This window comes from Streptomyces sp. NPDC050743 (assembly GCF_044456925.1).
Lineage (GTDB): Bacteria > Actinomycetota > Actinomycetes > Streptomycetales > Streptomycetaceae > Streptomyces.
In genome coordinates this window covers 41,721-68,310 of sequence record NZ_JBITGJ010000046.1, presented here as the reverse complement: position 1 = coordinate 68,310, position 26,590 = coordinate 41,721, and the positions used below count along the sequence as shown (strand labels likewise).

At 68.2% G+C, this 26,590-nt stretch carries 27 protein-coding genes, 1 tRNA gene and 1 pseudogene; 4 read left to right on the top strand and 25 right to left on the bottom strand.

The features are described from left to right. Positions 1-180: 180 nt before the first annotated feature. Positions 181-735: a DUF4240 domain-containing protein gene (locus tag ACIBJF_RS32910; protein ID WP_399179215.1), complete on the bottom strand. Its 555-nt coding sequence runs from the start codon at positions 733-735 to the stop codon at positions 181-183. A gap of 378 nt (positions 736-1,113) precedes the next feature. Next, the gene (locus ACIBJF_RS32905) at positions 1,114-1,536 is read right to left on the bottom strand and encodes a hypothetical protein (RefSeq protein WP_399179213.1); all 423 of its coding nucleotides are present in this window, start codon (positions 1,534-1,536) and stop codon (positions 1,114-1,116) included. 804 nt (positions 1,537-2,340) lie between these two features. On the opposite strand from ACIBJF_RS32905, the gene ACIBJF_RS32900 reads away from it, so the two are divergent. Continuing rightward, a complete protein-coding gene (locus ACIBJF_RS32900) occupies positions 2,341-2,676 on the top strand; it encodes a hypothetical protein (RefSeq protein WP_399179212.1) in 336 nt (111 codons plus the stop codon). Between the two features lie 254 nt (positions 2,677-2,930). Here the strand turns inward: ACIBJF_RS32900 and ACIBJF_RS32895 are convergent. From ACIBJF_RS32895 to ACIBJF_RS32835, 13 genes are all read right to left on the bottom strand, one after another. Continuing rightward, positions 2,931-3,052, bottom strand: a tRNA-OTHER gene (locus tag ACIBJF_RS32895). Positions 3,053-3,080: 28 nt separating this feature from the next. Next, entirely contained in the window at positions 3,081-3,224 is a 144-nt protein-coding gene (locus ACIBJF_RS32890; RefSeq protein WP_399179210.1) for a hypothetical protein, read from the bottom strand. Between the two features lie 126 nt (positions 3,225-3,350). Next, positions 3,351-4,391 carry an ABC transporter permease subunit gene (locus ACIBJF_RS32885; protein ID WP_399179208.1) on the bottom strand — a complete coding sequence of 347 codons (1,041 nt, stop codon included), beginning with the start codon at positions 4,389-4,391 and terminating at the stop codon, positions 3,351-3,353. Next, positions 4,388-5,311, bottom strand: coding sequence for an ABC transporter ATP-binding protein (locus ACIBJF_RS32880; protein WP_399179225.1), 924 nt, complete (start codon positions 5,309-5,311; stop codon positions 4,388-4,390). Before ACIBJF_RS32880 ends, ACIBJF_RS32885 begins: the two co-directional genes overlap by 4 nt. Before the next feature lie 14 nt (positions 5,312-5,325). Beyond that, positions 5,326-5,583, bottom strand: coding sequence for a hypothetical protein (locus ACIBJF_RS32875; RefSeq protein ID WP_399179206.1), 258 nt, complete (start codon positions 5,581-5,583; stop codon positions 5,326-5,328). 318 nt (positions 5,584-5,901) lie between these two features. After that, positions 5,902-6,693, bottom strand: coding sequence for a hypothetical protein (locus ACIBJF_RS32870; protein ID WP_399179204.1), 792 nt, complete (start codon positions 6,691-6,693; stop codon positions 5,902-5,904). Between the two features lie 10 nt (positions 6,694-6,703). Further along, positions 6,704-7,225 carry an RNA polymerase sigma factor gene (locus ACIBJF_RS32865; RefSeq protein WP_399179202.1) on the bottom strand — a complete coding sequence of 174 codons (522 nt, stop codon included), beginning with the start codon at positions 7,223-7,225 and terminating at the stop codon, positions 6,704-6,706. A gap of 887 nt (positions 7,226-8,112) precedes the next feature. Further along, a complete protein-coding gene (locus ACIBJF_RS32860; RefSeq protein WP_399179200.1) occupies positions 8,113-8,991 on the bottom strand; it encodes an SMI1/KNR4 family protein in 879 nt (292 codons plus the stop codon). A gap of 384 nt (positions 8,992-9,375) precedes the next feature. Continuing rightward, positions 9,376-9,579, bottom strand: a complete 204-nt coding sequence (locus ACIBJF_RS32855; RefSeq protein ID WP_055489114.1) for a cold-shock protein — start codon at positions 9,577-9,579, stop codon at positions 9,376-9,378. Positions 9,580-9,802: 223 nt separating this feature from the next. Further along, positions 9,803-10,051 (bottom strand): hypothetical protein, encoded by a 249-nt coding sequence (locus ACIBJF_RS32850; RefSeq protein ID WP_399179198.1) that lies wholly within the window; start codon positions 10,049-10,051, stop codon positions 9,803-9,805. Between the two features lie 429 nt (positions 10,052-10,480). Further along, positions 10,481-10,780, bottom strand: coding sequence for a hypothetical protein (locus tag ACIBJF_RS32845; protein ID WP_399179196.1), 300 nt, complete (start codon positions 10,778-10,780; stop codon positions 10,481-10,483). A 4-nt stretch (positions 10,781-10,784) separates the two neighbouring features. Further along, entirely contained in the window at positions 10,785-11,084 is a 300-nt protein-coding gene (locus ACIBJF_RS32840; protein WP_399179195.1) for a hypothetical protein, read from the bottom strand. Further along, complete coding sequence (locus ACIBJF_RS32835) at positions 11,077-11,625, bottom strand: bifunctional DNA primase/polymerase (RefSeq protein ID WP_399179223.1); 549 nt, start codon at positions 11,623-11,625, stop codon at positions 11,077-11,079. The genes ACIBJF_RS32840 and ACIBJF_RS32835 overlap by 8 nt, the downstream gene beginning before the upstream one ends. Positions 11,626-11,904: 279 nt before the next feature. Here ACIBJF_RS32835 and ACIBJF_RS32830 point away from each other — a divergent pair, with 279 nt between their 5' ends. After that, entirely contained in the window at positions 11,905-13,284 is a 1,380-nt protein-coding gene (locus ACIBJF_RS32830) for a helix-turn-helix domain-containing protein (RefSeq protein ID WP_399179193.1), read from the top strand. A gap of 25 nt (positions 13,285-13,309) precedes the next feature. On the opposite strand, the gene ACIBJF_RS32825 is transcribed toward ACIBJF_RS32830, so the two are convergent. The 6 genes and pseudogenes from ACIBJF_RS32825 to ACIBJF_RS32800 form a co-directional block, all read right to left on the bottom strand. Next, positions 13,310-14,242 (bottom strand): phosphotransferase enzyme family protein, encoded by a 933-nt coding sequence (locus tag ACIBJF_RS32825; protein ID WP_399179191.1) that lies wholly within the window; start codon positions 14,240-14,242, stop codon positions 13,310-13,312. 334 nt (positions 14,243-14,576) lie between these two features. Further along, positions 14,577-15,163 (bottom strand): annotated as a pseudogene (locus tag ACIBJF_RS32820) (sugar-binding domain-containing protein); the annotation flags it as partial. 107 nt (positions 15,164-15,270) lie between these two features. Then, entirely contained in the window at positions 15,271-18,267 is a 2,997-nt protein-coding gene (locus ACIBJF_RS32815; RefSeq protein WP_399179222.1) for an alpha-mannosidase, read from the bottom strand. Positions 18,268-18,453: 186 nt separating this feature from the next. Then, positions 18,454-19,338, bottom strand: coding sequence for a carbohydrate ABC transporter permease (locus ACIBJF_RS32810; protein ID WP_399179189.1), 885 nt, complete (start codon positions 19,336-19,338; stop codon positions 18,454-18,456). Continuing rightward, complete coding sequence (locus ACIBJF_RS32805) at positions 19,338-20,321, bottom strand: sugar ABC transporter permease (protein ID WP_356314054.1); 984 nt, start codon at positions 20,319-20,321, stop codon at positions 19,338-19,340. The genes ACIBJF_RS32810 and ACIBJF_RS32805 overlap by 1 nt, the downstream gene beginning before the upstream one ends. Beyond that, the gene (locus ACIBJF_RS32800) at positions 20,318-21,667 is read right to left on the bottom strand and encodes an ABC transporter substrate-binding protein (protein WP_399179187.1); all 1,350 of its coding nucleotides are present in this window, start codon (positions 21,665-21,667) and stop codon (positions 20,318-20,320) included. Before ACIBJF_RS32800 ends, ACIBJF_RS32805 begins: the two co-directional genes overlap by 4 nt. A 240-nt stretch (positions 21,668-21,907) precedes the next feature. On the opposite strand from ACIBJF_RS32800, the gene ACIBJF_RS32795 reads away from it, so the two are divergent. After that, the gene (locus ACIBJF_RS32795) at positions 21,908-23,125 is read left to right on the top strand and encodes an ROK family protein (RefSeq protein WP_399179186.1); all 1,218 of its coding nucleotides are present in this window, start codon (positions 21,908-21,910) and stop codon (positions 23,123-23,125) included. Positions 23,126-23,385: 260 nt separating this feature from the next. On the opposite strand, the gene ACIBJF_RS32790 is transcribed toward ACIBJF_RS32795, so the two are convergent. Together ACIBJF_RS32790 and ACIBJF_RS32785 are read right to left on the bottom strand one after the other, a co-directional pair. Beyond that, positions 23,386-23,790: a type IV toxin-antitoxin system AbiEi family antitoxin domain-containing protein gene (locus ACIBJF_RS32790; RefSeq protein WP_399179184.1), complete on the bottom strand. Its 405-nt coding sequence runs from the start codon at positions 23,788-23,790 to the stop codon at positions 23,386-23,388. Then, the gene (locus ACIBJF_RS32785; protein WP_399179182.1) at positions 23,744-24,640 is read right to left on the bottom strand and encodes an IS5 family transposase; all 897 of its coding nucleotides are present in this window, start codon (positions 24,638-24,640) and stop codon (positions 23,744-23,746) included. Before ACIBJF_RS32785 ends, ACIBJF_RS32790 begins: the two co-directional genes overlap by 47 nt. 312 nt (positions 24,641-24,952) lie before the next feature. On the opposite strand from ACIBJF_RS32785, the gene ACIBJF_RS32780 reads away from it, so the two are divergent. Further along, a complete protein-coding gene (locus ACIBJF_RS32780) occupies positions 24,953-25,354 on the top strand; it encodes a hypothetical protein (protein ID WP_399179180.1) in 402 nt (133 codons plus the stop codon). Positions 25,355-25,520: 166 nt separating this feature from the next. Here ACIBJF_RS32780 and ACIBJF_RS32775 read toward each other — a convergent pair whose 3' ends face one another. Together ACIBJF_RS32775 and ACIBJF_RS32770 are read right to left on the bottom strand one after the other, a co-directional pair. Next, positions 25,521-25,910 carry a cupin domain-containing protein gene (locus ACIBJF_RS32775; protein WP_399179178.1) on the bottom strand — a complete coding sequence of 130 codons (390 nt, stop codon included), beginning with the start codon at positions 25,908-25,910 and terminating at the stop codon, positions 25,521-25,523. A gap of 4 nt (positions 25,911-25,914) precedes the next feature. Continuing rightward, positions 25,915-26,505 (bottom strand): TetR/AcrR family transcriptional regulator, encoded by a 591-nt coding sequence (locus tag ACIBJF_RS32770; RefSeq protein WP_399179177.1) that lies wholly within the window; start codon positions 26,503-26,505, stop codon positions 25,915-25,917. Positions 26,506-26,590 lie beyond the last annotated feature (85 nt).

Below are 26,590 nucleotides of genomic sequence, written 5' to 3'. Positions count from 1 at the left end.
GGAGAACGACGACGGCTTCGAAGTCGAACTCGTCGCGATCGACTCACCTGAACGAAAGTGGGATCAACCGATCCACAAGTCTTGACGATTACTCCACGTGACGGACTTGGGTCATCACTTCCAGAAGAACTGTTGGCGGGCCATGCGCTTGCAACCCGACGACTCGGTATCGTTGTCAGCTCAGAGGGCTCCATTGCCGAGGTACAGCGACGCAAGTCTGGGCAGTCGCTGCCGCATCTCTCCGGGATCATCGAAGTCGAAATCTTCTCCCATGTCCTGTTCCGCCTCCTGGGCCGAGGCGGCCTCACGGAGGACTAGTCCAGCGTCAAAGGCGTCACGGTCTGCGGTGCGTCGATCGAACGCTTCGGTAGCTGCGTAGTTGATCTCTTCGTAAAATAGTTCGTAGCAGGGGTTGGGGGCAGTGGCTCGAACAGCAGGGTGGTCAGCCAGGCTGTCGGGACAGCGGGCTGCCTTCTCATACCAGTCGCGGCCCAGCGCTATCAGGCCAGCGCGGAAGTCAATGAAGCTGTCGTCCGAGCAGCCGCCCTGGATGAGGTAGGCGGCTGCCCACATGTCCCAGCGGTACACAGCATCGTGCGCCTCGTCGAAGTACTTCTGAAACTCGAAGATCTCCTCGATGGGGCGTGCAGACAGCAGTTCCACCAGTGCCTCATCGGTGGGGGTAGCGCTTGATCGAGCAGTTTCGATGATCCGCCAGAACTCGTCGGTGTCCATGACCGGTTACTGTGCCATTGGGCTACGACAGCGGCGCCCTGGGACTGCGAATGGGTGCTGAACAGCAGTACGGCAACCGTGGAGACCGTGGTCGACCACCAGCTACTCCTAGACCACGTTCAACCAGCACAGCGGCCCCCAGCAACCGTCACGCGCATAGTTCACATCGAGAGAGCCCAAGGCACGGCCCGTGGCCGTGCCACTCTCGTGCCAGAACAGACGGGGACTCACGGGGGACCGGGGTTTGCAGGAGTGAGTCGGCCGGACTCTGCCCCCCGTACGGAATCCGCAGGTCACGCGCGTGACGGCCCAACCTCGCTCTTAATGCGGGTGTCGCTTCCCCACCCGAACCGGCTCTGCTCACCCGATGAGGTGGCGTCAGAGTTCGAGCGGCCCGTAGGTGCCCGCGCGGAAGGTGAAGACGGTCGGCTCGGCGTCGAACTCCTCGCGGAAGTGCCCGCCGTAACCAGGTTCTTCGACGTGAGGTGCGAGCAGGTCGAGGATGGGGACGAGGTCACCCATCATGTCGTCGAGCCAGAGGTTGCGGCTGAACAGTCCCCAGACGTGGCGCTCACCGCTGGCCGTGAATCCCCAGGATTGGCGTCGTAGAGACGCGAAGTCACCTCCGGGCAGGCGGCTGTCCTGATCCGGGGAGAGCAGCGGATATGCGTGCTCCTCCCCTTCGAGCCTTGCCGGCCGTTCAGGGGTCATGCCGAGGTGCCATCGTAGGGCGTCCAGGACTGCGTCGGGCGTGTCGTCGCGGAGGAGGCAGGCGAAGACGACTTCGTAGTGGAGGCTCATGGAGCCGTATTCTGCCTGGCACGACAGACAGGCCCTGAGTGCTGCCTCAAGGCGCAGCTTCCCAAGCTCAGGGCTCCGGCCACCGGATACGCGGTGGCCGTCTGACGCGTGATTCTGTAGCTTGCCCCCATGACCGACAACCGAAGGGGCAATGCCGCGTAGGCGCCCGTCAGCCCTGCGGGGCGACCTCCCTATCCGCCCCTGGAGGCGGCGACGGTACCCGTTCATTGATCGCCTTTCAGGATCTTGCACAGCTGACCTGCGTCGGCTAGAGCGGACCCGCTTCTGGCCCGAAGCCACAGAAGAGGCGTTCTGGCACTGGCAGGCTTATGCCCATGGCCCCCTCAGACAACTTTTAGACCCCCTCACAGGTCCCGACTGCGGCATCCCTGAGTGCGGGTGTTACGGCGCCGGCTTCCGTGAGCACCTCGAAGCCGTGCTTCACGCGCTGCCCAGGAAGAGTGCGCGTGAGTTGCGTGCCCTCGTGTGGGCCCTCGACGGGAAGATTCTGGCAAGGGCCAAGGTCATCCCGGCTGACAGCCTGGACGTGCCGTGGTGGCGAGGTCAGCTCTAGGACCATGGGCGGCCGTCTCAGTTTCCGTCTCATTCAGCTCCGTTCACGGCCGTTCAGTCGAGAATCCCAGCCGTCTCCACGTCGACAGCCAACCGCCCATGGACGCAGGTGAACGCCCCCGTACACACCCCACGACCCCACCACCACAGTTGGAAAGCGTGCACCAGCTCGCTCGTGGACGGTCGGCACAGTGTGGGCGCACTGTCAGGGCCTGGTGGCATCGTGCACGCATGGACACACTCTTTGATCTTCCCGAACCGGAGACACCGGAAGAAGCCGTCATTGCTCACTACCGGCTGAGCGATGACCAGTACGGCTCGCGTGCCGAGCGGGAGGCGATCTTTGAGGCTGAGCGCACCATGACGGCCGCCGTCGATGAGGCAGGAGTCGGTGAGGTGGACGGGAACGAGTTCGGCGGAGGTGAAGCCGTGCTGTACGCCTACGGGACGGACGCCAAGGCGCTCTTCAAGGTGATGGAGCCGACCCTTCGCGGTCTGCCGTTCAGGCCGGCTCACGTCGTGCTGCGGCAGGGGAGCCGGGAGACGGAGACCCGAGTGGATCTGTGATGCGGTACAGCAACGGAGTACAGCAACCCCAGCAACCGTCAGTACCCAACATCGACCGTCACGCCCCTCGCGGCAGCCTAAATGACCTTCAATGACCGATCTCTGTAGAGCTACGGATCAGAAGGTGCCCGTGCCCCAGCCGTGCCCGATCGAGCGGGAAACCACGGGGAACACCGGGCAGCCACAGTGGCCGGACAGCAGAACGGCCCCCGACCGACTACCGAGGTCAGGGGCCGTTTTCACTGCTCATCAAGCGGAGGCGGTGGGATTTGAACCCACGGTGACATCGCTGCCACGACGGTTTTCACGACCGTTTGCGATCTCGGCTCGTCCGCTGCGGCTGACGCGCGGTGCTGGCTACCGTTCAGCCACGTCCGGGCCCGCAGCGCCGACCGGCATGCCCTCTACCGCTGGCGCTGACGCTTCACCGCGCGGATGACGGCGATGGCGGCTGCGACGATGACGAGGGCGCCGACGACGAGCAGCACGGGCGGGATCCGCTGCTCCTGCATGGCGAGAAGGAACGGGGCGGGCGGAAGGGTGTTCACGGTGGACTCCTTGCTGTGAGGGGGGCCGGCCTTGCCGGTCTGCGTCGTTGATGTCTCAGGGGTGGTTGTTCGGGATATCCGGCAGCTCGGCACCGCCAAGCGCCGGGGCTCTACGGAGCGTCGTGGTCACACCAGGGGACGGCGGGAGACTCGCCAGACCATCCAGGCCGCCAGCGCGGCGGCCGCCGCAAGACACACTCCGGCCTCGGCCCAGTTGAGCGACCACATCTGACCGGCTGGATGGAAGCGGACGAACTGTCCGGTGATGTCGTGTGCCTGAAAACAGCCTGTCGGCGCCTTTTCACCCTGGAAGGAGCAGGTGCTGTCGGGCAGGGAGGCTCCGGAACTCGTGACGTAGCCGCTTTGGGTCACCCACGCACTGGCGCTGGTTTCGGGCGTGACCAGCGGGTTCCGGGATACGGCCATGGAGGTCGGCCCGAGGTAGGGCCGGAGTTGACTGATGGCGAATTCAAGAAGGCCGGTGGTGACGAACGTACCGAGCATGGCGGTCACAGTGCGGCGCAGGAGCAGGCCGAGCGCGGCCCCCACGGTCAGCGCCAGGAGGGAGAGCGCGACGGGTGCCGCTCCGATGAGGTCGAAGGGGACGCCGTCCTGCCAGCGGACCGTGTTGAACAGGGAGGCCTCGGCACGCCACCACCAGTCCCACAGACAGCTGAGGACGGCCGTGGCGACCGCGATCAAGGCCATGGGGAAGCAGAGCTTGACCAGCACCCAGCGAGTGCGGGTGACCGACTGTGTCCAGGCGAGGCGGTAGGTGCCGCTCTCCAACTCGCGAGCGAGCAGGGGAGCACCGAAGAAGACGCCGATGACCAGTGGGATCTGTGCAGCGAGGACCGAGGCATGGTTGAAGTTGCTTTCGTAGAGCCCGCTGAACTCTCTGATCTTGGCGGCTACCGCGGCACAGTGCGCGGAGCCTGCGGAGGCCGTACAGCCGGCCAGGTGGTTGGTCCGGATGAAGGTGACCATCCCCGAGTGCTGCTCGGCCACGGCGGCTGCGACGGCCACGAGGAGCGCGGCGCCGGCGATGATCGGGATTCGGTGCTGGCGCCACACCAACCACGTGACGCCGTGCAGGATGCCCCGCTGCGGTGCTCCGCCGGCGGCCGCGGTGCGCTTCGGAGAGGGAGCGGTGGTGGTGGCGCTCATGAGGCCACCGCCTTGGGGCCGCCACAGGCGTCCGCGGTCAGCAGCGGTGGCGCTTCGGGACAGCGTAGATACGACAAGATCATCTCTTCCAGGGTGGGCCGGCGCACGTTCCAATGCGGCGGCAGCGGGCCCTTGGGGCGTATGAGCGCGGTGAGTTGACGACCGACGGTGCGTGTCTCCACTGCCGTGTGCGGGGCGAGTTCGTCGGGCAGGCCGTCACCGGCGTGAGCGGCGATGACGTAGGCGTGGGCGGCGATGAGTTCGTCCGCCTCACCGGCCAGGCGTACCCGTCCGCCGGTGATGGTCAGGACCCAGTCGCAGACGCCTTCCATCTCGGCGACCATGTGCGAGGACATGAGCACGGTGGTGCCGCGCTCGGCCGCCTCGGCCGACAGCATGCGCATCATCTCGTGGCGCACCAGGGGGTCGAGATCGGACATCGGCTCGTCCAGGAGCAGCAGATCGGGCCGTTTGCCGAAGGCCATGGCGAGCGCGACCCGGGTGCGCTGGCCTCCGGAGAGGCTGTTGACGCGCGCGGACAGCGGAATGTCACCGGCCGCGACGATCTGCTCGGCGCCGGCCTGGTCCCAGCCCGGATTCAGCTCCCGCCCCATGCGCAGCATCTCCGCGACCGTAAAGCGCGGGTAGAGGGGCTTGTCCTGGGCGAGGAAGGCGACGCGTCCTTCGGCAGCGGCTCGCCGCGGTGTTCGCCCGGAGACAGCTACCTGGCCGGTCGTCGGGGACAGCAGGTCCGCGACCATGGACATCAAGGTCGTCTTCCCGGCACCGTTGGGCCCCACCAGGGCGCACACGGTGCCCGCGGGGATGCGGAAGGTGCAGTCCCGCAGCGCCCAGCCGCGCCGGTACTTGCGGCCGAGCCCGGTGGCCAGGAGCGCGGGGGGGCCCGCGTCCTGGGGCATGTCGATGACCTGGTTCAACTGATCTCCTTGCGGTTCATGACGTGTGCGTCGACGGCCACCCGCGAGAAGCGTGCGTGAACCGGCGCGGCGACCTCATCGCGTTCGAAGCCGGCTGTAACCGCCCGGTCCATCCATGCGTCTAGATCGCGGACGAGCGCGGCGCTCGGGGTGAGACGCGCGTGGATGAGGGCCGAAGGCTGGACGAATGTGCCCCGCCCGGGCTGCGGCGTGACCAGTCCTTCACGCTCCAATTCCCGGTATGCCTTGAGCACTGCGTTCGCGGCGATCGACTGACGGAAACGACCTCTCGGGCCGTCGGCAACTGGTCCCCGGGCATCAGTAGCCCGAGCTGCGGAGCGTGTCCTCCGGGCGGTCGGGCACTGACGGCCGCGACGCCTAAGGATCTCCATCACGACGCGGGGCGTGACCCGGCCACCGTGAGGAGCGTGGCAGTGCGGTGCCGGGCGTCGTGCGACCGGATGACCCGCGGAAGGCGGAGGGCTGGGTGAAGCGGGTGGCGGAGCAGCAGATGTTCGGGCTCGGCCGGTCGGCCGCTTCATGCGGTTGCAGCGGCCGACCGCGTCGGTTCCTCAGTCCTTCGGGAAGATGGAGTGGCCGGTTACGGTCCGGGTGGAGCCGTTCTTGAGAGTGATGACGACCTTGTCGGCGCTGCCGGAGGGATCGGCGGACGGCCACCAGGCGGTGAACCGGTTGTTCTGGATGGTGGCCTCGATGGTGCGGCCGCCGTCGAGCAGGGTCACGGCCTTGACGTCGGATCCCACCGAGCCCTCCAGGTAGTTGAGACCTGTGCTCCCTTCGCCGTGAGCGCCTGCCGAGTCCAGTTCGATCGCGTTGGCGGCGAGCTTCTTGACCGGGCCGATCACCTCGGCCATGCCGTGGCCGGCCTTGTCGGTGAGGCAGTAGGAGGTGGTCTTCCCGTCGGTGACGACCACAGAGGTGACCGAGCCGCGCACGTCCAGGTTGGCGTACGAGACCGACCTGCCGGCGTAGTCGCTGCCCAGGGCCTTGACGCACCACTTCTCGGCGGCGACGGCCTCGGGTGAGGTGGCCGACGGGCGACTCGGGGTGCCGGTCCAGCTCGCGAGTTCCGCCGCGGGCAGGACCCCCGAGGCAGGCGCGCTGAGCACAGCCTGACCCACGACGGCTACGGCCGCAGCGGCGGTGAGGGCTCCGGCCGCCACCCAGAGCAACGGGCGACGGCGACGAGGCGGAGCGGCCGGCTGCGAGGCGGACGCTGCACTGTTCATCACGGTACGCAACAGATGTTCCTTACGGGCGCTTTCGGCTTCGGTCAGCTCGCGAACGGGAGCAGCGTCCAGAGCGGCCAGCAACCGGGGGAGGTTCTTCTCGTGATCGTTCACGTCTCTTCCTTCAGTGCGCCGGAGCCGGAGCGGGAGTGGTCCGACCGGTCGGGCCGAACAGCCTGGCCAAACGACGTTTGGAGCGGGAGAGCCGCATCGTGTAGGCCGCGCGTGAGCAGCCGAGCACGGCGGCGGCGTCCCGGTCCGTGAGGCCCTCCCAGACATGGAGCGCCAGTACTTCCTGGTCGACGGCCGACAACCGCCGCCAGGCGGCCACCAGGTCCATCCGCTCCTCGGCCTGGGCCAGACCGTCGTAGCTGTCCTCGCCACCGTTCTCCATGACACGCACCGCGACAGCCGTCTGGCGGCGCTGCCCGCGGTGGGCGTTGAGCATCGCGTTGCGCGCGGTGCCGAAGAGCCACGGACGTGGGTCCTCCGGCAGCTCGCTGCGACGACGCCACGCGGCGAGGAACGTCTCACCGACGATGTCGTCCACGTTCATCGGGTGAGCGCGCCGACGGACGAAGCGCAGCACGTCCTCGTAGTGAGTGCGGTAGACATCGGTGAACTCGTCCTCGCTGTCGATGGCCATGGCTTCCTCTCGCTGCTTTCGTCCCTACGTGTCCACCACCCGTGACGGTGCAACGCGAGAGTTCGAAGAATTTTTGTGCCGGCCCCCAGCAGCTCGGACAGGGTACGCGGCAGGTGTCGAACGACAGAGGTCACGCAGGTCACCGCGTGTGGCAGCGCAAGGCTTGTGACCCGTCTCGACGAGCCCCACCCGTTCCCAGCGGAGATCGCCTACGGCCGCGTGATCACGAAGGTGATCCGGAGGCGCGGTCCATGCTGGGTGGGGCCCACACCTAGCGGGCTCCCGGGCGACCGGTAGACGGACCCTGGGGACGACCGGGCAGCACCATCGGCGATGTCGAATGTAGAGCTTCGGATCAGAGGGTTCTGACATCCACGGCCGACATCAACGACGCCGGACGGAGGCGCACACCAGCGACTCCGTCCGGCCGTCGCATCAGTCGACGACCGCAGCCCAAGCAGGTGCGGATCGAACTCCTAATGCGGTGCTCACAGAAGCTGCGGCCAGCGGCAGTGACGGCAGCGCCGGACGGCAGCGGCACTGGATAGCCCAACGCGGCACTGGCGAAGCGGCGACAGCCCGGCCCACCAAGGCCTGCCCGCATCTTCTAAGCGCCGGGTCGCATCCCAGACGAGTGTCTAATTGCGTGACAACGTCGACGCAGCGGCGGACGAGCATGGACGGCTGTGGCACTGGCACTGCCCCGAAGGTCGAGCAGCAGGAAACGGCTCACCCCTGGGGCTGAGTGAGCCGCATGAACTGGTACGACAAGGCCCGCGAGGCCATATGCCTCCACTCAGAGTGCAGCCGGGGAGCCGCCATTGGGGAGGCCCCACCGCCGTCTGGGTACTGAGGCTCCATCGACCGTGGGTAAGCCACCGGACCGGTCAATCGCTTTCCGCTTCCAACCCCTCGTAGCTCTCGAACCAATGGGTATCGAAATCACGGGCGGTCGAGAAGGGCTGCTGCGGGTCAGTGAGCAGACGGTAGACGTACTCCGCGGTCGAGCCGTCGAACCGGTACCAGGTGCCGCGGTCTTCCACTGTCGCAAGGATGGGCCAACTGTTCGGATCGGAACCCTCGGTGAGCCAGTAGAAGTCGTCCCGTTGCTCGGTCCCTGCCCACTGCAGCAGCCCGCCCGGGGCCGGGTACAGCTGGTACGGCTCCCACAAGTTGCCATCATGTGCCTCGGCCCATTGGGCCCACCACTCGTTGAACTCGACGATGTCGATGCTGCCCAGCGGGCCGCCGGGCAGAAAGAGACCGAGGTAGTCGTCGAAGGCGCCGTACCCGAACAGCTCGACAAGGCGCTTGTAGTCACCGGGCAGCACGGTCCCCAGCCGGGCCTCGACCGCCGCCCAGTCCACCACCCGCGCCCGGTCTGCCGGCCACCCCGTGACGGCGACGACCCGGTCCACCCAGGAGGCACCCTTCGGCAGTCCTTCCGGCACCTTCTCCGGCGACGGTGCGGCCCGCTCGGCGATGAGCACCACCAGCCGTACGCCGTCACCGGCACGAACCATCCCGCAGCCGATCCACGAGCTGCCGCACGTCCAGGCGCGCAAATCGACCAGCTGCTCCCCAAAGGGTGCCAGGAGCGGCAGCCCGGTCTGCTCGGTCACCGTGGGATCGACATATCCGCCCGCAACGAGGTTGCGCAACTGCCCGTACCGGTCGCTGAGCTCCTTGATGAGTACGGGCAGGCTGACCTCTTCGGAAACCGTCAGGCACACATGCCCCGCCGGGTGCCCGGCCTGGTCGCACACGAGCTCCTGCCCGTCCGGCCGGACCAAGGAGTCAACGGCCGCGAGCAGTTCCTGTTCGTCCATGGCCGGACAGTGAAACACAGGCCGCGGACAACGAGCCGAACCCGGCGATCGAGCCAGTGCTATACAGCAGGGAAGTACAGCGACCGCAGCAACCACCGCAGCCGGCTGTCGGAAGCTGTCGATGGCGGGCTGACCAGCCCCCACCCGGCCTCTCTGCCTGCGGACGTGCTCGCCGTGGGGAGCAGGTCGACGTCCCCTTGTGACTTTGCGGGTTCGGGGCAGCGGATCACTGCCAGGGGTGCGCACTGGCTTGTCCCCTTTCACCCGGGCAGCAAGAGACCCCGGCCGGTAACCATCCGGCCGGGGTCTCTCTATGCGTTGTTACTCGGGGCGGATGTGCTCCGCCTGGGGGCCCTTCTGCCCCTGCGTGACATCGAACGTGACTCGCTGGCCCTCTTCCAGGGAGCGGAAGCCGGAGGCGTCGATGTTCGAGTAGTGGGCGAAGACGTCGGGGCCGCCGCCGTCCTGCTCGATGAAACCGAAGCCCTTTTCGCCGTTGAACCACTTGACGGTACCGCTGGCCATGTCTGTCTCCCTCAAGGAAATTCGGAATCCCGCACCGTGCGGGATCCGGAGGTGATCGCCTTGGTCCGGAGAGGCGCTGAACAGCAAGAACGCCCGAGACGTGTGTCACGGGCGAACGGGACTTCGGAACCACGACTACTTGTAGCGACGCTACACCGGGCGAGGCCGAAGGTCACAGGTCTTATGGGATCGCGTAGGCGAACCTTTAGCGTCACGACGGCCGTTACCGGCCGACGTCGCGGCGGCTGCGGACTGCCTGCCACGCCGGCCCGGTGAGATCGACGACCATCATTCCGCCTGCAGCCTCGCGGGCGAGGGTCCAGCCCTTCGCCTTGAGCCCGTCGAGCTGCTGCCGAATGTCCGAGCCCAGCTCCTCGACGAGCTGCGTCTCCAGCGGTTGCGTGCCACCGTCCACGAGCTCCGCGAGCCGGAAGACGAGCGCTTCCTCCTCAGCGGTGATACGGAAGTCCATGCGCTGACGCTACGTCCCTGCCGACCAGGACGCGTGGCCACCCCTAGGCCCCGGCACCATCATGGGGGTGGAGTTCAACGCCGCGTGTCGCGTTGGCTCGGCATCAGTGGATTAGGCAGGTACATGCCGCTCACTCAAGAAGAAACGCACCCGCCGAGAATTCGGTACGAACAGGTCGTGCCAGACGCGTGCCAGTTCGTACGGGGAATCGCGGGGAACACCGGGGAATCAACGGACCCGCCCGCCAGGCGTAAAGCCCCTTCCGCCGCAGGTCAGCGCCGTAGCGGGCCCTAGATCACCTTACCTTCCCAAGCTGATGGCGCGACTGAAGTGGCCTGCTGACCGTCCGGGCTGCGGCGCTAGGGCGCCGGTCCCGGCCGAACAGCAGGCCACCTGATTGGTCCTCGTTGAGGAAGGGAGTCTCTCTGTTCAGTGCAGCGGAGTCGCCGGAGAGCGCGCTTCGTAATCCCTCGCTTCCAAGCCAGCCCGGATGAGCCGTGCCAGGAGCAGGGCCGCTTCAGGGCGCACCGTGCCGAGGCGGACCAGGCCGTCACCGCGCACACTCACGTCCGCCGTGAGCCCCGGGAAGTCTGCCTCCAGTCCCAGCGCAGCGAGTTGTGCAGCGAGACGGTCGGAACCGCGTCGAGCCTCGCCCCAGCCTCGGACATAGCTCACGCCGGCCGTCAGGTTCTCGGCGCGTGGGGCGATGACTTCGCGTCGGTCTGTCATGACTTCACTCCCCCGGTTCGCGGTCAGTCTCGGTGTCGAGGCGAGGCTCAGCGGCGCTCGCCAGGGCCAGGCGCAGCAGTTCGGCCAGGTGCTCGGCAGTTGCAGGCGAAACCCGGCCCAGTTCGACCAAGCCGTGGCCGAAGGCGTTCAGGTCGGCCCGCAGGTACGGGAAGTCGCGCTCCATGCCCGCGCTGATCAAGGCGTCGCGGAGGGCCGTGGTCGCATCGCGAGCGGCGTACCAGCCGTTGCTTTCCAGCGGGGACCAGCGCGCTGCGTCAAGGCGGCCGCGAGATTCCTCATGCACCGGAAGTCGACTCCTCCGGGTAGGCCGCCATGGCGTCAGCGGCGGAGCTGAACCGGTCGCCGTAGCGGTCGACGCGTGCCAGTAGCTCGGCGGCAGCGACAAGCAATGTTGCCAGGGCGATCGGACGGTGCGGATTGGCCTCTGGACGCCGTACCGGGGCACGGAGCCATTGGTAGCGGTCGCCGCTCAGAGGCATGGGGCCCGGCACCACCACCACGGATTTGAGACCGAGGTAGCGGTACTCCGGCGGCTCGCTGGTCTCGCGCCTGAGGAAGTAGGTGAACCAGTCGCGGCTGTTGGAGCTGAGGAAGAAGCCGACCTTGCGAGCCCGGTGATCGACCATGACCGGGCCGCATGGCAGCTCCCGGCGGCACATCTGATCGAACGTCTCCAGGCCGAGCCGCTGTTCCACCGACACCACGTCGAAGAGGCGGCCGGCAGGAATCATCGACGGGCTGCGCGGATCGTCCGCCCAGAGCGCCCGACACATCACCGGATCGTCCGCCGCTGCCGACAGCCACTCGATGCCTCGCCTGGTCATCGTTTGCACGTCTTCTTCCCACCTCGGGTCGGCTACCCCACGGCGCCTGCACCGCAGTGGGTTCAGCGTCGCGGGACTGGCATTGACCAGGGCAGATGACGACAGGTGACGGGGGATGACGTGTGCCGCGGAGGCCCGTCACCCCCCGTCGTCCCGAAGTAGTGGCGACAAATCCCGTTCGCCACTGCCAACGGCGTTGTCAATCACGTACGTTCGTGGTGGTCAAGGAGCACGCACCACCCGCTTTGCACTGACACGAGGAGGGAAAGGCCGTCTCCTGTGGACCCCGTCAGCGAGCGTTTACGCCGGGCCCGAACCGAACGCGGCTGGAGCCAGCTGCGATTGGTACGGGAACTACGCAAGGCCGCGGCCAAGCGCGGTCACCAACTCCCCACCGACGACAGCGTCAAGCGGCGCATCGCGAGCTGGGAGAACGGGCACAGCGTGCCGGACGGGTTCTACGGCGCGCTGCTCGGGGACGCGTACGGCACCAGCCCACATGAGCTGGGGCTGGAACACGACGGCAGAGAGGACGCCGCGCTTCTGGACGCCAGCTACCCCGACAGCCCTGACGCGGCAATCGCCACGGTTGACCGGCTGTGGACCGCCGACCTGAATCGGTACGAACCGCTGTTGCAGTCCGAGGCGTCCGAGCCGGCGTGGAACGAAGCGTCCTTACGGTGGCTGGTGGCACCGGAGCCGGCGCCGCGATCCGGTCGGCCGGTGGGACTGCGTGTGGGACTTGGGGACGTGGCAACGGTGAAGACCACGGCCGACATGTTCGCCAGACTCGACGACCAGTTCGGCGGTGACCACGCCCGTCGGTCTGTTATCCAGTACCTCAGTGCTGAGGTGGTTCCGCTGCTGCGCGGCACCTACAGCGACGCCGTGGGCAGGGCTCTGTATTCCACTGTGGCGGAGGCAACGCTCCTCGCCGGCTGGATGTCGTACGACGCCTGCCATCACGGACTCGCCCAGCGGTACTTTCTCCAGGCCCTCCGGCTGGCTCAAGACGCCAACGACCGGCGCCTTGCCGGAAGCATCCTGTCGGCGATGAGCCATCAGGCCACCTTCCTCGGCCGGTACACCGAGGCAGCGACGCTGGCGCGTGCCGCCCTGATGGGCATCTCGGCGGTGGCGACACCGACGCTTCGGGCCCAGTTCCATGCCATGGAGGCTCGCGCGCTCGCCCGTACAGGGGATGTCCAAGGGTGTGAAGCGGCTCTGGCCGCGGCGACGCGAGCGCTGGAGGGCCGGAACAGCGACGACGAGCCCGAGTGGATCGCCTATTTCGATGAGGCCGAGTTGGCCGCAGAAGCAGCGCACTGCTTCCGCGACGTCAACAGCGCGAGGCAAGCCGTCGCCCACGCGGAGAACGCGATGAGCGGCAGCCACGTGCGGAGCGACTTCTTCGCCACGATGGTGTTGGCCGACGCCCACCTACGCGCCGACGACATCGAGGAGGCTTGCCGGGTGGCGGTGGACGCGCTGGATCTCGGGGAGAACCTGAAGTCCGCACGGTGCGTGAGTTACCTGGCCGAGTTCCGGGCGAATCTGCTGGCCGCAGGGAACAACGCGGTGTCTCATGCGTTCGCGGAGCAGGTAGGCGAGCACCGGTTGTGGGTGGCAGCCGCGGCCGGCGGTCCTGCCGCTCGTTAAGTCGGCGGGCGGTGTCCGAGGTCGTTCAGAAGGCGCCCCACGTGTCCCGGCCCTCACCGGTCCGAAGGGAGTGCATGCGCTTCTGGAACTCGGCCGCGAAACGCTCGCTCGTCATCACCTGGTGCCCGATCCACGCCACCATCATCAGCTCACGGAGGTCCGCAAGGGTCTCGTAGCCGGGCCAGTTCATCAGGTCGAAGCCATACCGGTGGACGAACTCCGCATACTCCTCACGGCTGTGCCACCTGTACCGCTCGTAGTAGATCGCGGTGAGTATCAAGTCCCACTCACGCGGAGCCAAGGCGAGGCCATCGAGATCGATCAGGACGGCGTGGCCGTCACGGTGACGGAGCACGTTCCCAATGTTCGCGTCACCGTGGATCATGCCGAAGGGAAGGACGAAGTCCAAGCGGTCGTACTCCTTGACCAGCTCGGCCGCACGCACCTCCAGAAACTCTCGGTCCCGGTCTGAGATGCCGTCCAGGCCCGCCAGGGACGAGGCCAGCTTGACGTGTGGGTCGAAGTACGGCAGGCCCATGGATTCGGGCTCCTCCAGCCAGTGGAGGCGCTTTAACAGATCTGCAAGCTCGCCTACCGTGGCGTACTCCTCCCGCTCCTGGACGCTTTCCCAGAAGGTCACGACCCGGCCACCGACGACCACGGGTTGGGCGATGTCCCGCGGAACGCGCGCAGCCGGGAAGCCGGACTGCTCCAGCCAGCGGGCGACGTCTACGGCTCGTTCCATCTCAGGAAGAACGGCAGGGTCCCGAGCAATGCGGGCGATCACCGGTTCCGAGGCCAAGCGGTAGACGGCGTTGGAGCCAAGGCGGAGCAACTCGGCACCGGTCGGGTCGAGGCCAGCGGAGCGGCAGGCGTCTCGGAGGACGGGCGCCGTACCCCCCGCCATGAACCCCGTGTCGCCGCCGTCTTCCCACCTGCCGTCGCTGCCCGAGATCATGTGACCGACCATACGGGGCGCTTCCCGACCCCGACAGGTCACCTGCGTAATGGGGACGTAATGATCTTGGTTAGCTGCTCGCGATCGGGCAGCTTCGGCGCAGGTCAGAGGGGTGTAGGCCCAGTGAGCTCATCTGGGCTCCGGAGCCGTGTGCGCAGGTTCGAATCCTGCCGGGGGCACCCGCCATACAGTCAGCAACAATGCGGCTCTGACCAGGGCGAATGCCCACACGAGAGGGCGGGACCCAGTCTCATTGGGTCTCGCTCTTTTTCGTTGTTTCGCGCTGCCCGCGATAGACCTGCGATAGCAGCTCAGGGGACCCGCCCCAAGAACCGCCGGGCAGGTTCGCCGAAAGCGGTACCTCCACGTCGAGCGCTCCGGCCGCGACGTTCGGCGTGATGCGGGGCCTACGGATGGCGGTCGACGGCACCGGCTCCAGCCAGACGGTCTGCCAGATGCCAGTGGTGCGCCAGTACTTGGCCGCGCGCGGTGCGTACGGCGCCGACTGCTTTCCGCGCGCCTGCGGGGCCTCCGGGTCGTCGCGGGCCCGGAGGACGAGCGGCACCGGCACCCCGGCGGGGGCGGCGTCGGTGATGTCGAAGGTGAAGCCGGAGAACCCGCCCCGGTGGCGCCTGACCTCGATCCCGTTCACCCACCGGTCGCGTCGTGGTCGACCACACCGAAGTGCAGCAGCACCCGGTCGCCGTCCCATTCGCGGGGGACGGTGATCATGCGGCGGTACCAGACCGCGCGCATGAAGTCCTGCTCCTCGACTCCGGCCGGGGTGGCCTCAGGTGCGAAGGGCACCACGATCTCGTCGGCCAGCTCCCGCTCGGCCAGACCGCGCTCCCGGCCGGTGTCGGACCGGTCGATCTCGAACTCCCAGCTGCCGTTGAGGTTCAGCCAGCGGTCCCGCCGGATCCGCGGCCGGGGCTACTCCGGCCGCGGGAGCAGCTCTGACTGATCAACCGACATCGTGGAGACCCTTTCCGTTGTGCTCATCCATGTCTGAGATCACCGGCCCGCTCTCAGGCCACGGGGTCGCGGAAGCGGAGAGTGAGGAGTTCGAACGGGCGCAGTTCGAGCTCGACCTCGGCACCGGATGCAGTGCTGCGGACCGCCTCGCTCTCCACGGCACGCTCCAGCAGGTCGGTGGCGATGGCCTCGTGCCACCGGAACCGGGTCTTCACCGTCGCACGCGAGCGCTTGCCATGTGCCTCGTACAGGCGCACGACGAGATCTCCGGAGCGGTCCTCGGCAAGTTTGACGCTCTCGACGACGACGGCGGGATCGGTGACCTCGAGCAGCGGCTCAGCGGCGGCACTCGGCACCGTGCGCAGCGGAAGCTGGCGCGCGTACCCGTCCGCGATGGCCTCGGGGATTCCCCCGGGACGAAGGCTGACGGAGAAGTCGTGCCGTCCCTGGTCTGCGGACGGGTCCGGATAGCGGGGCGCCCGCAGCAGCGACAGTCGTGCGGTCGTCATCGGGCGGCCGCTGGGGGCCTGCCCGTTGCGGATGTCGTGGCCGTAGACCACGTCGTTGGCGATGGCGACGCCGTAGCCGGGCTCGCCGACGTGGATCCAGCGGTGCGCGACGGTCTCGAACCGGGCGGCGTCCCAGGAGGTGTTCTGGTGGATCGGCCGGTGCAGGTGGCCGAACTGGATCTCCGAGGTGGACCGATCCGTCCGGACGTCCAGCGGGAAGGCAAGCTTGAGCAGCTTCTGCGACTCGTGCCAGTCGATGTCGAAGGCGTAGTCGATCCGGCCTTCGGACAGCCGGACGGACATGGTGATGACCGTCTTGCCGCGCTCGTGCCGCACCACGACCGCATCGTCCACGATGTCGATCGACACCGGCTCGACGAGGTCGCGGCCGCTGCGCTTGTCCTCGTCGTTGATGTCCCAGGCATCCCACTCCCGCGGGGTGTCGCGGAAGAGCTGGAGGACGCCGCCCGCCGTACCCTGGGGCAGCAGTTCCCGGTCCGCGACCAGGTCGACGACCGAGACAAGGGTGCCACGCCTGTCGATCTCGACGTGCAGCTTTCCGTCGTCCAGCACGATCCGGTCGTCCACCCGGCGCGGCGTGGCCGGCGCGGGCGGCGTCGCCGGGCCGAGGCCCATCGCCGGTACGCCGTGCAGCGGGTACGGGCCGGCGTTGGCGGCGACCGGGATGCCGGTGTCGCCGCGATCGCTGCCTTCGCCCTCCTCGCTGCCGCGGAGCGCGTCGAGCGCGTTCGCGATCAGGGTCTCCAGGTCGTCCGCCACCCGGCCGTAATCCCGCTCGGCGTCCTGGTAGACCCAGGCGATGGACGTGCCCGGCAGGATGTCGTGGAACTGCAGCAGCAGCACCGTCTCCCAGCTCCGCTGCAGCTCGTCGTACGGATACGGGGCTCCGCGGCGGACGGCCGCGGTCGCCGCCCACAGCTCGGCTTCGCGGAGCAGGGCTTCGCTGCGGCGGTTGCCGCGCTTGCTCCGCGCCTGCGAGATCAGGGTGCCGCGGTGCAGCTCGAGATACATCTCGCCGACCCACACCGGAGGCTCGAGCAGCTCTGCCTCGGCAGTGCGGAAGAAGCTGTCCGGATCGGCCATCCGCACCCGCGGTGATCCGTCCAGATCGTGCTTGCGCTCGGCCGCGGCCAGCATCTCCCGGGTGGGGCCGCCACCGCCGTCGCCCCATCCGTACAGCCCGAGGACGTGCCGCGCCTTCCCCTTCTGCCGGAACGTCCGCTCGGTGCGGGCGAGGTCGGCGGCGCCGAGGTCGGAATTGTATGTCTCGGCCGGCGGGAAGTGGGTGAACACCCGGGAGCCGTCGATGCCTTCCCAGTGGAAGCTGGAGTGGGGCATCGGGTTGGTCTCGTTCCAGGACGGCTTCTGGGTGAGGAAGTAGCGGGCGCCGGCGGCCCGGGCTATCTGCGGCAGCGCCGCCGTGTAGCCGAACGAGTCGGGCAGCCACACCTCCTCGCTCTCCACCCCGAACTCCTCGGCGAAGAAACGCTTGCCGAGCACGAACTGGCGGGCCAGCGCCTCGCCTCCGGGCATGTTGGTGTCGGACTCGACCCACATGCCGCCGACCGGGCGGATGACGCCGTCGGCGACCGCTCTGCGGACCCGTTCGAACAAGCGCGGCTGGCTGTCCTTGAGCCAGGCGTACTGCTGTGCCGAGGAGGCGGCGAACACGAACTCCGGGTGACGTTCGCTGAGATCCAGGACGTTGGCGAACGTCCGCGCCACCTTCCGCTTGGTCTCCCGGGTCGGCCACAGCCAGGCGCAGTCGATGTGGGCGTGGCCGACCGCCGACACGATCAGCGAGCTGTCCGGCGCGCGGCTAGCCAGCACCGGGGCGAGGACCTCCCGCCCGAGCGCGGCAGTCCCGGCCACGTCGTCGGGATCCATAACGTCGACCATCCGCTCCAGCGCGTGCACGATCTCCGCGCGCCGTGCACCGTGCTCCGGAAGGACGTCGACCAGGCCGTCGAGGGTAATCACGTCCTGCAGCAGGCCCCACACCTCCAGGTCGCGCAGGGCGACCGAGAGATCGGTGAGCCGGTAGAGCGGATCGTCGCCGACGGTCGCCTTGTCGCCCATCGCCGTGGGCTCGTACTCGTACGGCACCTGGACGATCGGATTCGCGGCCGCCTCGATCAGTAGCCGGAACGGGCCGGGATCGGGCAGCGGAACCCAGGCGTTGTACGGCTCGATCGCCTTGACTATCTCCCCGTCCGGTCGGTAGACGAGCGCCTCGGCCTGGAAACCCGGCTGATCACCGGTGAAGCCCAGGTCGACGACGAGCTCGGTCTGGTCCCCGGCCCAATCCTCGGGTACCTCGCCGGAGACATCGAACCAGGTCGTGTCCCAGGGCCGTCCCCATGACCGGCCGAGTGCGAACGGCTCGAACGGCTTCGTCACGGCGTCGGCGAACGGCACGGGCTCACCGCCGACCGTCCACGCGGCGATCCGGGTCGGGCGGGTGTCGCGGTAGACGGCGGGCCGGATCCGGAACTTGGTGAACCGCCGAACCCGAAGCATCGCCAGGGCGGTGGCGTCAAGCTGCACCCGGCCATTCGGATTGTCGTCAGTCAAGAGAGCGTCTCCTCATTGCGTACTGCTGCAGAACATGGGGCTTGGGGATGCCGGGCAGGGCACAGCGGCCCGTCGCCGGCGGTGTGACGGGTAGGGGCGGACGAGGACAGGGGAGGCGGAGGAGGGGAACGGTCAGCCCTTGATGGCGCCGCCCAGGCTCGACCGCATCAGATGCCGCCGCAGGAAGATGTAGAGCACGGCCGGCGGCGCCATGTAGACGAGTGCGCTCGCGGCGAGCACGCCCCAGTCGACCTGGTTGAAGGCGGTGAACGAGCGGAACAGGCCGATCGAGAGCGGATAGAGGTCCGGCGACTGCAGCAGCACCAGGGGGGTGAGGAAGTCGCCCCACACGGCCATGAACGTCAGCATCGCCGCGGCGCCGAGACCGGGGCCGACCAGTGGAAGGATGATCCGGCGGATCGCACCGAACCGCGTGGTTCCGTCGAGCCAGGCGGCCTCCTCCAGCTCATACGGGACGCCGTCGATGGTCCCCTTCAGCAGCCACAAGGTGATCGGCAGGGCGGCCGCGGCTTCGACCAGGATCAGGCCGAGATAGCTGTCGTCCAGCTGCATCTTGACCATCAGCAGGTACAGGGCCACGATCGTCGCCGGCGGCGGGATCACTCGGATCAGCAGGATTGCGTACATGAAGGCCGTGCGCCCGCGGAACCGGTAGCGGGACAGCGCATAGGCGCCGAAGACGCCGCAGGCCAGGTTGAGCGCGGTCGCCGCGAACGACACGATGAAGCTGTTCAGGAACAGCCGCGGCGTGTCGCCGTCGGTGAAGAACCGGACGAAGTTGTCCAGGGTGAACGCCGGCACCCTGACCGTAGGGCCGCCGTTGGCGTCCAGCGCCGTGAACACGACCCACGCGAACGGCACGATGCAGAACAGGGCCAGCAGCACCAAAAGGCCGTACTGCAGCGCTCGTTGGACGATCTGCCACGTCGGCTTGCGACGGGGCGGTCGGACGGGGCCGGCGGACACTTGGGGCCGGGCGGTAGTCGTGGCTGTCATCAGACCTCCACCTTGGCCAGCCGGGCGTATGTCGCGCCCAGGATCGTCAGCAGGACGAGAAGGATGACGGAAGCGGCGCTGCCCAGGCCGATCTGGGAGTACTGGAAGGCGTGCTGGAAGATGTAGATGGACGTCAGCTCCGTCCCCTGTCCGGGGCCGCCCTGGGTCAGGAAGTAGACCAGGCCGAAGACGCCGACCGTCGTGATGGTGGTGAGCAGCAGATAGAGGAACACCGGGCCGCGGATCAGCGGCAGCGTGATGTGCCGGAAGATCTGCAGTGCGCTCGCACCGTCCATGCGCGCCGATTCGATCAGCGAGTCGGGGACGTCCTCCAGCGCGGCCTGGAACATGATCATGGCGAACGCGATGCCGCGCCAGACATTGATGATGATCACCGACGCCATCGGATGGTCCTGCAGCGGAGCCGCCGCCCCGGAGCCGAACACGGCGAGCAGCCGGTTGAAGGTGCCGCCCTCATCGGAGGACAGCACGCTCGCCCAGGTCAGCGATGCGACGACCTCGGGCACCACCATCGGCAGGAGTATCAGCGTCCCGAAGGCGCCCTTGCCGCGCAGCCACTTCTGGCGCAGCAGCAGGGCGGCGAGCATGCCGAGCACCGTCTGCCCGATGATCGCCGACCAGAACACGAACTCGCCCGTGCGGCCCAGCGAGGCGCGGAAGTCCTCGGAGCCGAGCAGGTTCCGGAAGTTCTCCAGGCCGACGAACTGCGGGTCGCGCGCGGCGAAGCCGGTCAACTGCGTGTTGGTGAGGCCGAGATAGACGCTGTAGCAGGCAGGGGCGATCACGAAGACCGCTATCAGGACGACCGACGGACCGAGCAGCAGGGGCAGCACGCCGCGCTCCCGCCAGCGCCGGCCCGGCGGGCCAGACGATGCCTTGGCCCGCAGCGGACCCGTGCGGCCGGGCAGGACCTTGGTCCGCCGCGGAATCGGGCTGTCGGGCAGGGCCTTGGCGGTGGTCACTCCGCCACCCGATTCCCGCCGAGCAGTTCCTTGGCCTCTTTCGCGAAGTCCGCGGCGGCCTGGTCGCCGTTCGCCTTGCCGGACAGCACCTCCGCCGTCGCGCCCTGCACCGCCTGCGACACCTGGTCCGCGCCGTCCCCCTGCGGCGGCAGGATGCTGGTCTTCAGCTTGCGCTCGGCCTCGAGCAGCGACGGCTCGTCCTTGTACGGGGCGATACCGGAGAGGTCCTTGCGCGGCGCGACCGCCCCCACCGCGGCCAGCTGCTCGGCCAGCGCCTTCCCGGTGCTCAGCCACTTCGCCAGTTCGACGGCGGCATCAGGGCTCTTGGAGTGGGCGTTGACGGTGTAGCCGAAGCCGCCGGCGTTGACCGAGTACGGCTTGGTGCCCGGCACCAGGGCCGGGTAGTCCCAGGTGCCGACCTTGTCGCGGACGTCCTTGATCGGCGCCGCGCCTTCGGGGCCCCAGTCGTACTTCCATCCCCAGCTGCCCTGGGCGGCGACCGGCAGCTTGCCCTCGGGGAACTTCTTGTACTTCGTCGGCTCCCAGGGGTTCGGGTTCTGCAGGTCCCGGACCGGCAGCAGGCCGTCCTTGACCAGCTTGTCGTAGAGGCCGAAGGTGGCCGACAGGCCCGTGCTCTCGAGCTTCCACTTCGCCGACTTGGCGTCATAGAAGGTGCTGCCGGTGCCAGCCATGATGGGCAGGAAGCCCTCGGCCCACGTTCCGCCGCCCCAGGCAGTTCCGGCAGGTATGACGATCGGGGCCTCACCGGTCTTGTCCTTGACCTGCTTCAGCCTGTCGATCAGCTCGTCCCACGTGCGCGGCTGCGAGGTGTCGACGCCCAGCCGCTTCAGCACGTCCTTCCGGTAGAACAGGCTCTGTACGCTCGCCTCGTGGGGGATGGAGTAGAAGCTGCCGTCGGGCTGGCGCGCGCCGTCCTTCGCGGACTCGTAGTACTGATCCCAGCCGTTCCACTTGTCCAGGTAGTCGTCGAGCTTCAGCAGATAGCCGGCGCCGGCCAGGCCGGTCACGTTGGTGCCGCCCATGTCGATGACGTCCGGCGCGGTGCCGGAGTGGAGCTGCTGCGTGATCTTGGTCTTGAACTGCTCGTCGGTCAGGGGGTCAGCGACCAGCTCGACCTTGACCTCCCGACCCTGCTTGGCCATCGCCTTCTCGAACTCCGGGAGGAGGCCCTTCACCACATCGGCGCGGGCCTTCTGGAACTCCAGCAGCTTGATGGTCGTCGGGCCGTCCTCACCGTTGCCCCCGCCCGAGCTCGAGCAGGCCGTGAGGCCTCCTGTCAGCAATATCCCGGCCGTGGCAGCGGCAAAAACACGATTGCGGCTCATCGCGTCACCTCTCCAGAGGGTGGTTCGACTTCATGCTTTTATCAAATGGATCGGGTAAAGTTTGGCGATCGTAAGCAGGAGATTCGTAACCCGTCAAGGAGTGTTGACCAGGAAGCAAGCGGCGTGTACTTCGTCGGCCCTGAGTCGCCCAGACTGCAAAACGATCATCGATCGGTTTGATTAAGTACAGCGAGACCGGCGACGATCGTGCTGGTCTTCGACAGACGCAAGGAGATGTGCATGCGACGAGGTAGCAACCAGTTGCGGGTGGCTGACTTCAACCAGGCGGTGGTGCTGGAGCTGGTCCGCCGGTCGCGTGGAGTCAGCCGGGCCGACCTGCAGCGCGAGTCCGGCCTGAGCTCGCAGACCATCTCCAACATCACCCGGCGGCTGATAGACGATCAGCTGATCTGCGAGAGCACGCCAAATGGCAGCGCTCGCGGCCGCCCGAGCATTCCGCTGGTCACCGAGCCGGACGGGGCGTACTCGGTCGGCGTGCACATCGACCCGGCCTGGCTGACCATCGTGCTCCTCGATCTCGCCGGCGAGGTGCGGCTGGGACGGCAGGAACATACGCCGCAGGCCACGAACCCGTCGGAGGTGACCGCCTTCATCGCCGACGCCGTCGACGGTCTGATCACCGAGGCCGACATCGACCGGGCCCGGGTGCTCGGGCTGGGCATCGCGGCGCCGGGGCCGCTCGACATCGAGGCCGGGCTGCTCCTCGACCCGCCTCAACTGCCCAACTGGCGCAACGTCCAGCTGCGCGCGGACCTGCACGAGGCGACCGGTCTGCCGGTCCTGCTCGACAAGGACGTCACCGCTGCCGCCACGGCGGAGCTGCGCTCCTCCACGGAGGCGTCGAACTCGTTCGTCTTCCTCTACCTGGGATCCGGCGTGGGCGCCTCGGTCGTGCTGGACAACCAGGTCATCCGCGGCACGACGAACAACGTCGGCGAGATCGGCGACCTGGTCGTCGACCCCGACGCCGAAGAGCTGGAGTGGAGCGGCCGCCGCGGGGGTCTGGCTGCCGCGTGCGTGCCGGAGGCGCTCGTACTCCAGGCCGCCCGGGTGGGCCTGATGCAGCTGCCGAACCTGAACGACTACATCGCGGTCGACGACGCCTGCTCCGCGCTGTGCGCCCGTGCCTCCGCGGGCGACGCCGTCGCCACCCGCATCCTCGAACACGCCGCGCGCCGGGTCGCCGTCGGCCTCGGGGTGCTGGTGAACCTGCTGGACGTGCCGCGGGTGGTGCTGGGCGGCCCGCTGTGGGACCGGCTCAGCTCGGTGTTCCTCCCCGTCATCCCCGACCTCGTCGCCCGCGAGCTGGTGGCGGCGCGTGAGAAGGTCCTGGTGCAGGGCTCGGCCGTGGGCGAGCAAGTGGTGGCCCAGGGCGCCGCGGAACTGGTCATGGACCATTTCCTCGCCCCCCACGCATCGGCACTGATGGTGGGCTGAGGCCCATGGCAGCGGGTAGGGAGTCAGGACCCGGCCGGCCCGGCTCCTCGCCCAGCCGCACCCCCCGACGCCGCAAGGCCGTCGACATCCCGCCCGACGACCCGGAGGTGGTCGCGCCGCGCGCCGGAGTTGACGCGCACTCAACACGGCTGTGGAATACGCCCCGCGGATGACCTGAAGTTCTGCGCGGAATCCGGAGCAGCGGCGTCGGCGGGGCGCGACACGCACCCCGTCTCGGCAAGAAATGGTCTGAGAGGGCGTTAAGTCCGTTTCTGATAGCGGCCGCGTCCCGGTTGTTCGAGGAGTCCCTGGCGGACGAGTCGTCCCAGGCGGGAGCGGGTGACGTTGATCGAGGGCTCGTCGGTGGGCAGGCCGAGGTGCTCGTGCAGATCGCGGACGCGGAACACCTTCCCGGGGTGCTCGTTGAACGCGGTCACGATGCGCTGGTAGACGGTGGCACTGGCGGTCTCCGCGGGGGCCGTTGCGTGGTCGGGAGGGGTGAGGCCGTCGATGACCTTGCGGGTGGCGGCGAGCTCGGCCAGGCGGGCCTCGGTCTCGGCGAGGTCGGTGGTGAGCCGCTCGATCTGCTCGCGCAGGTTGTCGGCGCGGGCTGCGGTCTCATCGTGTTCGGTCTGCAGCAGCCGCAGGAGTTCGCAGACGTTCACGCGGCCAGCTCCACGTCGTCCCGCCAGGTGGGGCGGGGGTGGTGAGGCGGCGGAGCATGCCGGCGGTGGAGGCCCAGTAGACGCGGGAGGCCGCGTTGTCGGGCCGGTGGTCGTAGTCGCGGGCGAGGCGCCGCTGCAGCATGAGGGTGCCGTTGACCTGCTCGACCACCCACCGCTTCGGTTGCGGGACGAAGCCTTTGCCCTCGTCGTCGGGGTTGCGTCGGACCACCTCGACGGTGATGTCCTTCACTGCCCCGTGGATGATCACGGCGTCCTTGAAGCCCTGGTCGACCAGGACCTTCTCCAGGCGCATCCCGCACCGCTCGGCCGCCTGGTCCAGCAGGGCGATGCCGGCCTCGTTGTCGTGCGCGCTCGCGGCCAGGACCACCACACCGATGATCAGGCCCAGCACGTCGACGGCGAGTCCCCGCTTCCTGCCGGGCGTCTTCTTGTTCGCGTCCAGTCCCGTCGTCTCCTTCGGCACCCCGGCCGCCACGCGGACGGACTGGGTGTCGATGATCACCAGGGACGGGTCCTCTAATCGTCTGGCCCGCTCCCGCACCTGGCAGCGCAGGATCTCCTGGATCCGCTGGTCGAGGCCGTCCTGGCGCCACAGGGTGAAGTAGTAGAACACCGCCGACCAGGCCGGGAAGTCGTGTGGCAGGAGCCGCCACTGACAGCCCGTCCGATTCTGGTAGAGCAGCGCGTTCACGACCTCGCGCAGGTCGCAGGAGCCCGGGTCCCCGGTCGCCGACCGCGCCACCCGCTCCTGCTTCCACGCGGTGACCAGCGGCTCGATCAACGCCCACTGCTCGTCGGACAAGTCGGTTGAGTACGGCATCGGTTCCATGCCTGCGACTCCATCATGCACACGACATGACACGAGGACGGAACCGTCCCATCACCCACGAACGGGCGACACCACATCATCAGGAACGGGACTTAACGCCCTCTTAGAGACGGTTCTGCGGGATGTCCCGATTCAGCTCACGTATCCGTGGGTCTATCGGCCTCCCAAGCCCACAACGGGATGCGACGTATGCGGGCCCCTGGCACGCCAGATTGCGGACGCCGACGACCCGAACAACCTGAACTACGACCCGTCGAAGGCGTCGGATCTCCGCGTACAGATGGCGCGGCATCAGGCGGGGGAGGCGTCGTCATGAGTGACCGGCCGTACCCGACGATCAAATCCGGGGACGAACTCCTCGACCTCCCCGCCGTGACGTATCTCGAAGTCGCCGGCCGCCTCGGCCAGATACGGCTAGAGGACGATGACGATCCCGTCGAGGTGGCCCGAGAGCTCATGCAGCGCGCCCCGTGGGAGAACCGGTTCCGGATCGTCAGAATCCAGCGGTTCAGCCTGCCGACGGACCCCGGATGGACGCAAGCAGGGGCGGCCGTCGGCCCGCAATGCGGCGCCATGGACTCGTTGACGGACGGCGTCGTCCGCTGCGAACTGGAGGCGCACGGCGACGGCATCGACCACGCCGGCAGGATCCTGCGCGACGGCAGGGCGGCAGGCGTCCACTACTGGCGTAGCAAGCCCGCCCACACCCCCTAGACCCGCGCGTCAGGCGCTTCGGCGTCCGGCCCGCGGAGGGCGCGGCGGGGGTGTGGGTGCCGGTGAGGTCGGCCGACTCCACCCCCGCTAGCGTCCGAAGTACCGCCCGACGGCAGCCCGTTCGGGGAACTCGTACTGCATGGCATGCATCTCGCGCATCCCTTTCTCAGGCGGGGTAGTCGGTCACGTGCGCGTGCCACTCGGTCGTCGTGCCGTCCTCGGCGGCCTCCACGGCCGCGAGGTGGGTCATGAAGGTGCGGGGCGCGGCGCCGTGCCAGTGCCACTCGCCCGGTTCGATCCACACCGTGTGGCCCGCGCGGATCGCCTCCACCTCGCTGCCCTTGCGCTGCACCAGCCCCTCGCCCTCCAGCACGTGCAGCACCTGGCCGTGCGGGTGCCGGTGCCAGGCCGTGTGGGTGCCCGGAGCGAAGTGGACGTTGAACATGCGCAGGCGCGAGGGAGCGGCCGGGGTGGCTATCTCGTCCAGCCAGACCGTGCCGGTGAAGTTCTTTGCCGGACCCTGCTGTGTCTCGGGACGCCGTCTGGTGATGTGCACCGACTCAGTTCTCCTGTCCGGTCGTTCGGGGCGCGAGCAGGGAGAGCAGCCCGCGGACACCGGCGTCGAAGGCGGCGGGGGAGCCGGAGGCGCGGGCGAGGACGTAGCCGCCCTGCACGGTGGCGAGGACGGCCGCGCCGATCTCCTCGCCGTCCAGCTCCGGCGCGAACTGTCCCTGGCGCTTGCCCTCTTCGACGAGTTCGGCGATCCGCGCGCGGATGGCGGCGATCGTCTCGTCGACCGGTGCCCGCAGCTCCTCGCTGGCGATCACGTCGGGGTCCATGGTCAGCCGGCCGACCGGGCAACCGCGCAGGACGTCACGCTCGCGCAGCAGATAGGCCTCGATGCGCTCGTACGGCGTGCCCGGACCGCTGAGGGTCCCCTCAGCGGTGGCGCGCAGCTCCTCCGCCGTTCGCCGGATCGCCGCCAGGGCGAGGTCCGGCTTGCCCTTGAAGTGGTGGTACATGCTGCCCTGGCCGGCACCCGCGTGCTCCAGGATCGCCTTGGGGCTCGTGCCCACGTACCCGCGCTCCCACAGCAGCTCACGGGTGGACTCGATCAGTCGTTCCGAGGTGCTCATACAACTACTGTACATACTAGTAGTTACAATCTGCCAGTCCCCGGGGAGTCCCGGGGGAGCAGTTCGCCGCCCACGCCGTACTCCCCGCGAGGTACCCGCA

Bases quoted from the DNA above. Each gene is read 5' to 3' on its own strand.
- ACIBJF_RS32780 (WP_399179180.1), top strand. From the start codon at position 24,953: ATGAGTGACCGGCCGTACCCGACGATCAAATCCGGGGACGAACTCCTC.
- ACIBJF_RS32865 (WP_399179202.1), bottom strand. From the start codon at position 7,225: ATGGCCATCGACAGCGAGGACGAGTTCACCGATGTCTACCGCACTCAC.
- ACIBJF_RS32770 (WP_399179177.1), bottom strand. From the start codon at position 26,505: ATGTACAGTAGTTGTATGAGCACCTCGGAACGACTGATCGAGTCCACC.
- ACIBJF_RS32835 (WP_399179223.1), bottom strand. From the start codon at position 11,625: ATGACCAGGCGAGGCATCGAGTGGCTGTCGGCAGCGGCGGACGATCCG.
- ACIBJF_RS32910 (WP_399179215.1), bottom strand. From the start codon at position 735: ATGGACACCGACGAGTTCTGGCGGATCATCGAAACTGCTCGATCAAGC.
- ACIBJF_RS32785 (WP_399179182.1), bottom strand. From the start codon at position 24,640: ATGGAACCGATGCCGTACTCAACCGACTTGTCCGACGAGCAGTGGGCG.
- ACIBJF_RS32825 (WP_399179191.1), bottom strand. From the start codon at position 14,242: ATGATCTCGGGCAGCGACGGCAGGTGGGAAGACGGCGGCGACACGGGG.
- ACIBJF_RS32810 (WP_399179189.1), bottom strand. From the start codon at position 19,338: ATGACAGCCACGACTACCGCCCGGCCCCAAGTGTCCGCCGGCCCCGTC.
- ACIBJF_RS32850 (WP_399179198.1), bottom strand. From the start codon at position 10,051: ATGGACTTCCGTATCACCGCTGAGGAGGAAGCGCTCGTCTTCCGGCTC.
- ACIBJF_RS32800 (WP_399179187.1), bottom strand. From the start codon at position 21,667: ATGAGCCGCAATCGTGTTTTTGCCGCTGCCACGGCCGGGATATTGCTG.
- ACIBJF_RS32880 (WP_399179225.1), bottom strand. From the start codon at position 5,311: ATGCCCCAGGACGCGGGCCCCCCCGCGCTCCTGGCCACCGGGCTCGGC.
- ACIBJF_RS32900 (WP_399179212.1), top strand. From the start codon at position 2,341: ATGGACACACTCTTTGATCTTCCCGAACCGGAGACACCGGAAGAAGCC.
- ACIBJF_RS32815 (WP_399179222.1), bottom strand. From the start codon at position 18,267: ATGCTTCGGGTTCGGCGGTTCACCAAGTTCCGGATCCGGCCCGCCGTC.
- ACIBJF_RS32885 (WP_399179208.1), bottom strand. From the start codon at position 4,391: ATGAGCGCCACCACCACCGCTCCCTCTCCGAAGCGCACCGCGGCCGCC.
- ACIBJF_RS32905 (WP_399179213.1), bottom strand. From the start codon at position 1,536: ATGAGCCTCCACTACGAAGTCGTCTTCGCCTGCCTCCTCCGCGACGAC.
- ACIBJF_RS32795 (WP_399179186.1), top strand. From the start codon at position 21,908: ATGCGACGAGGTAGCAACCAGTTGCGGGTGGCTGACTTCAACCAGGCG.
- ACIBJF_RS32845 (WP_399179196.1), bottom strand. From the start codon at position 10,780: ATGACAGACCGACGCGAAGTCATCGCCCCACGCGCCGAGAACCTGACG.
- ACIBJF_RS32855 (WP_055489114.1), bottom strand. From the start codon at position 9,579: ATGGCCAGCGGTACCGTCAAGTGGTTCAACGGCGAAAAGGGCTTCGGT.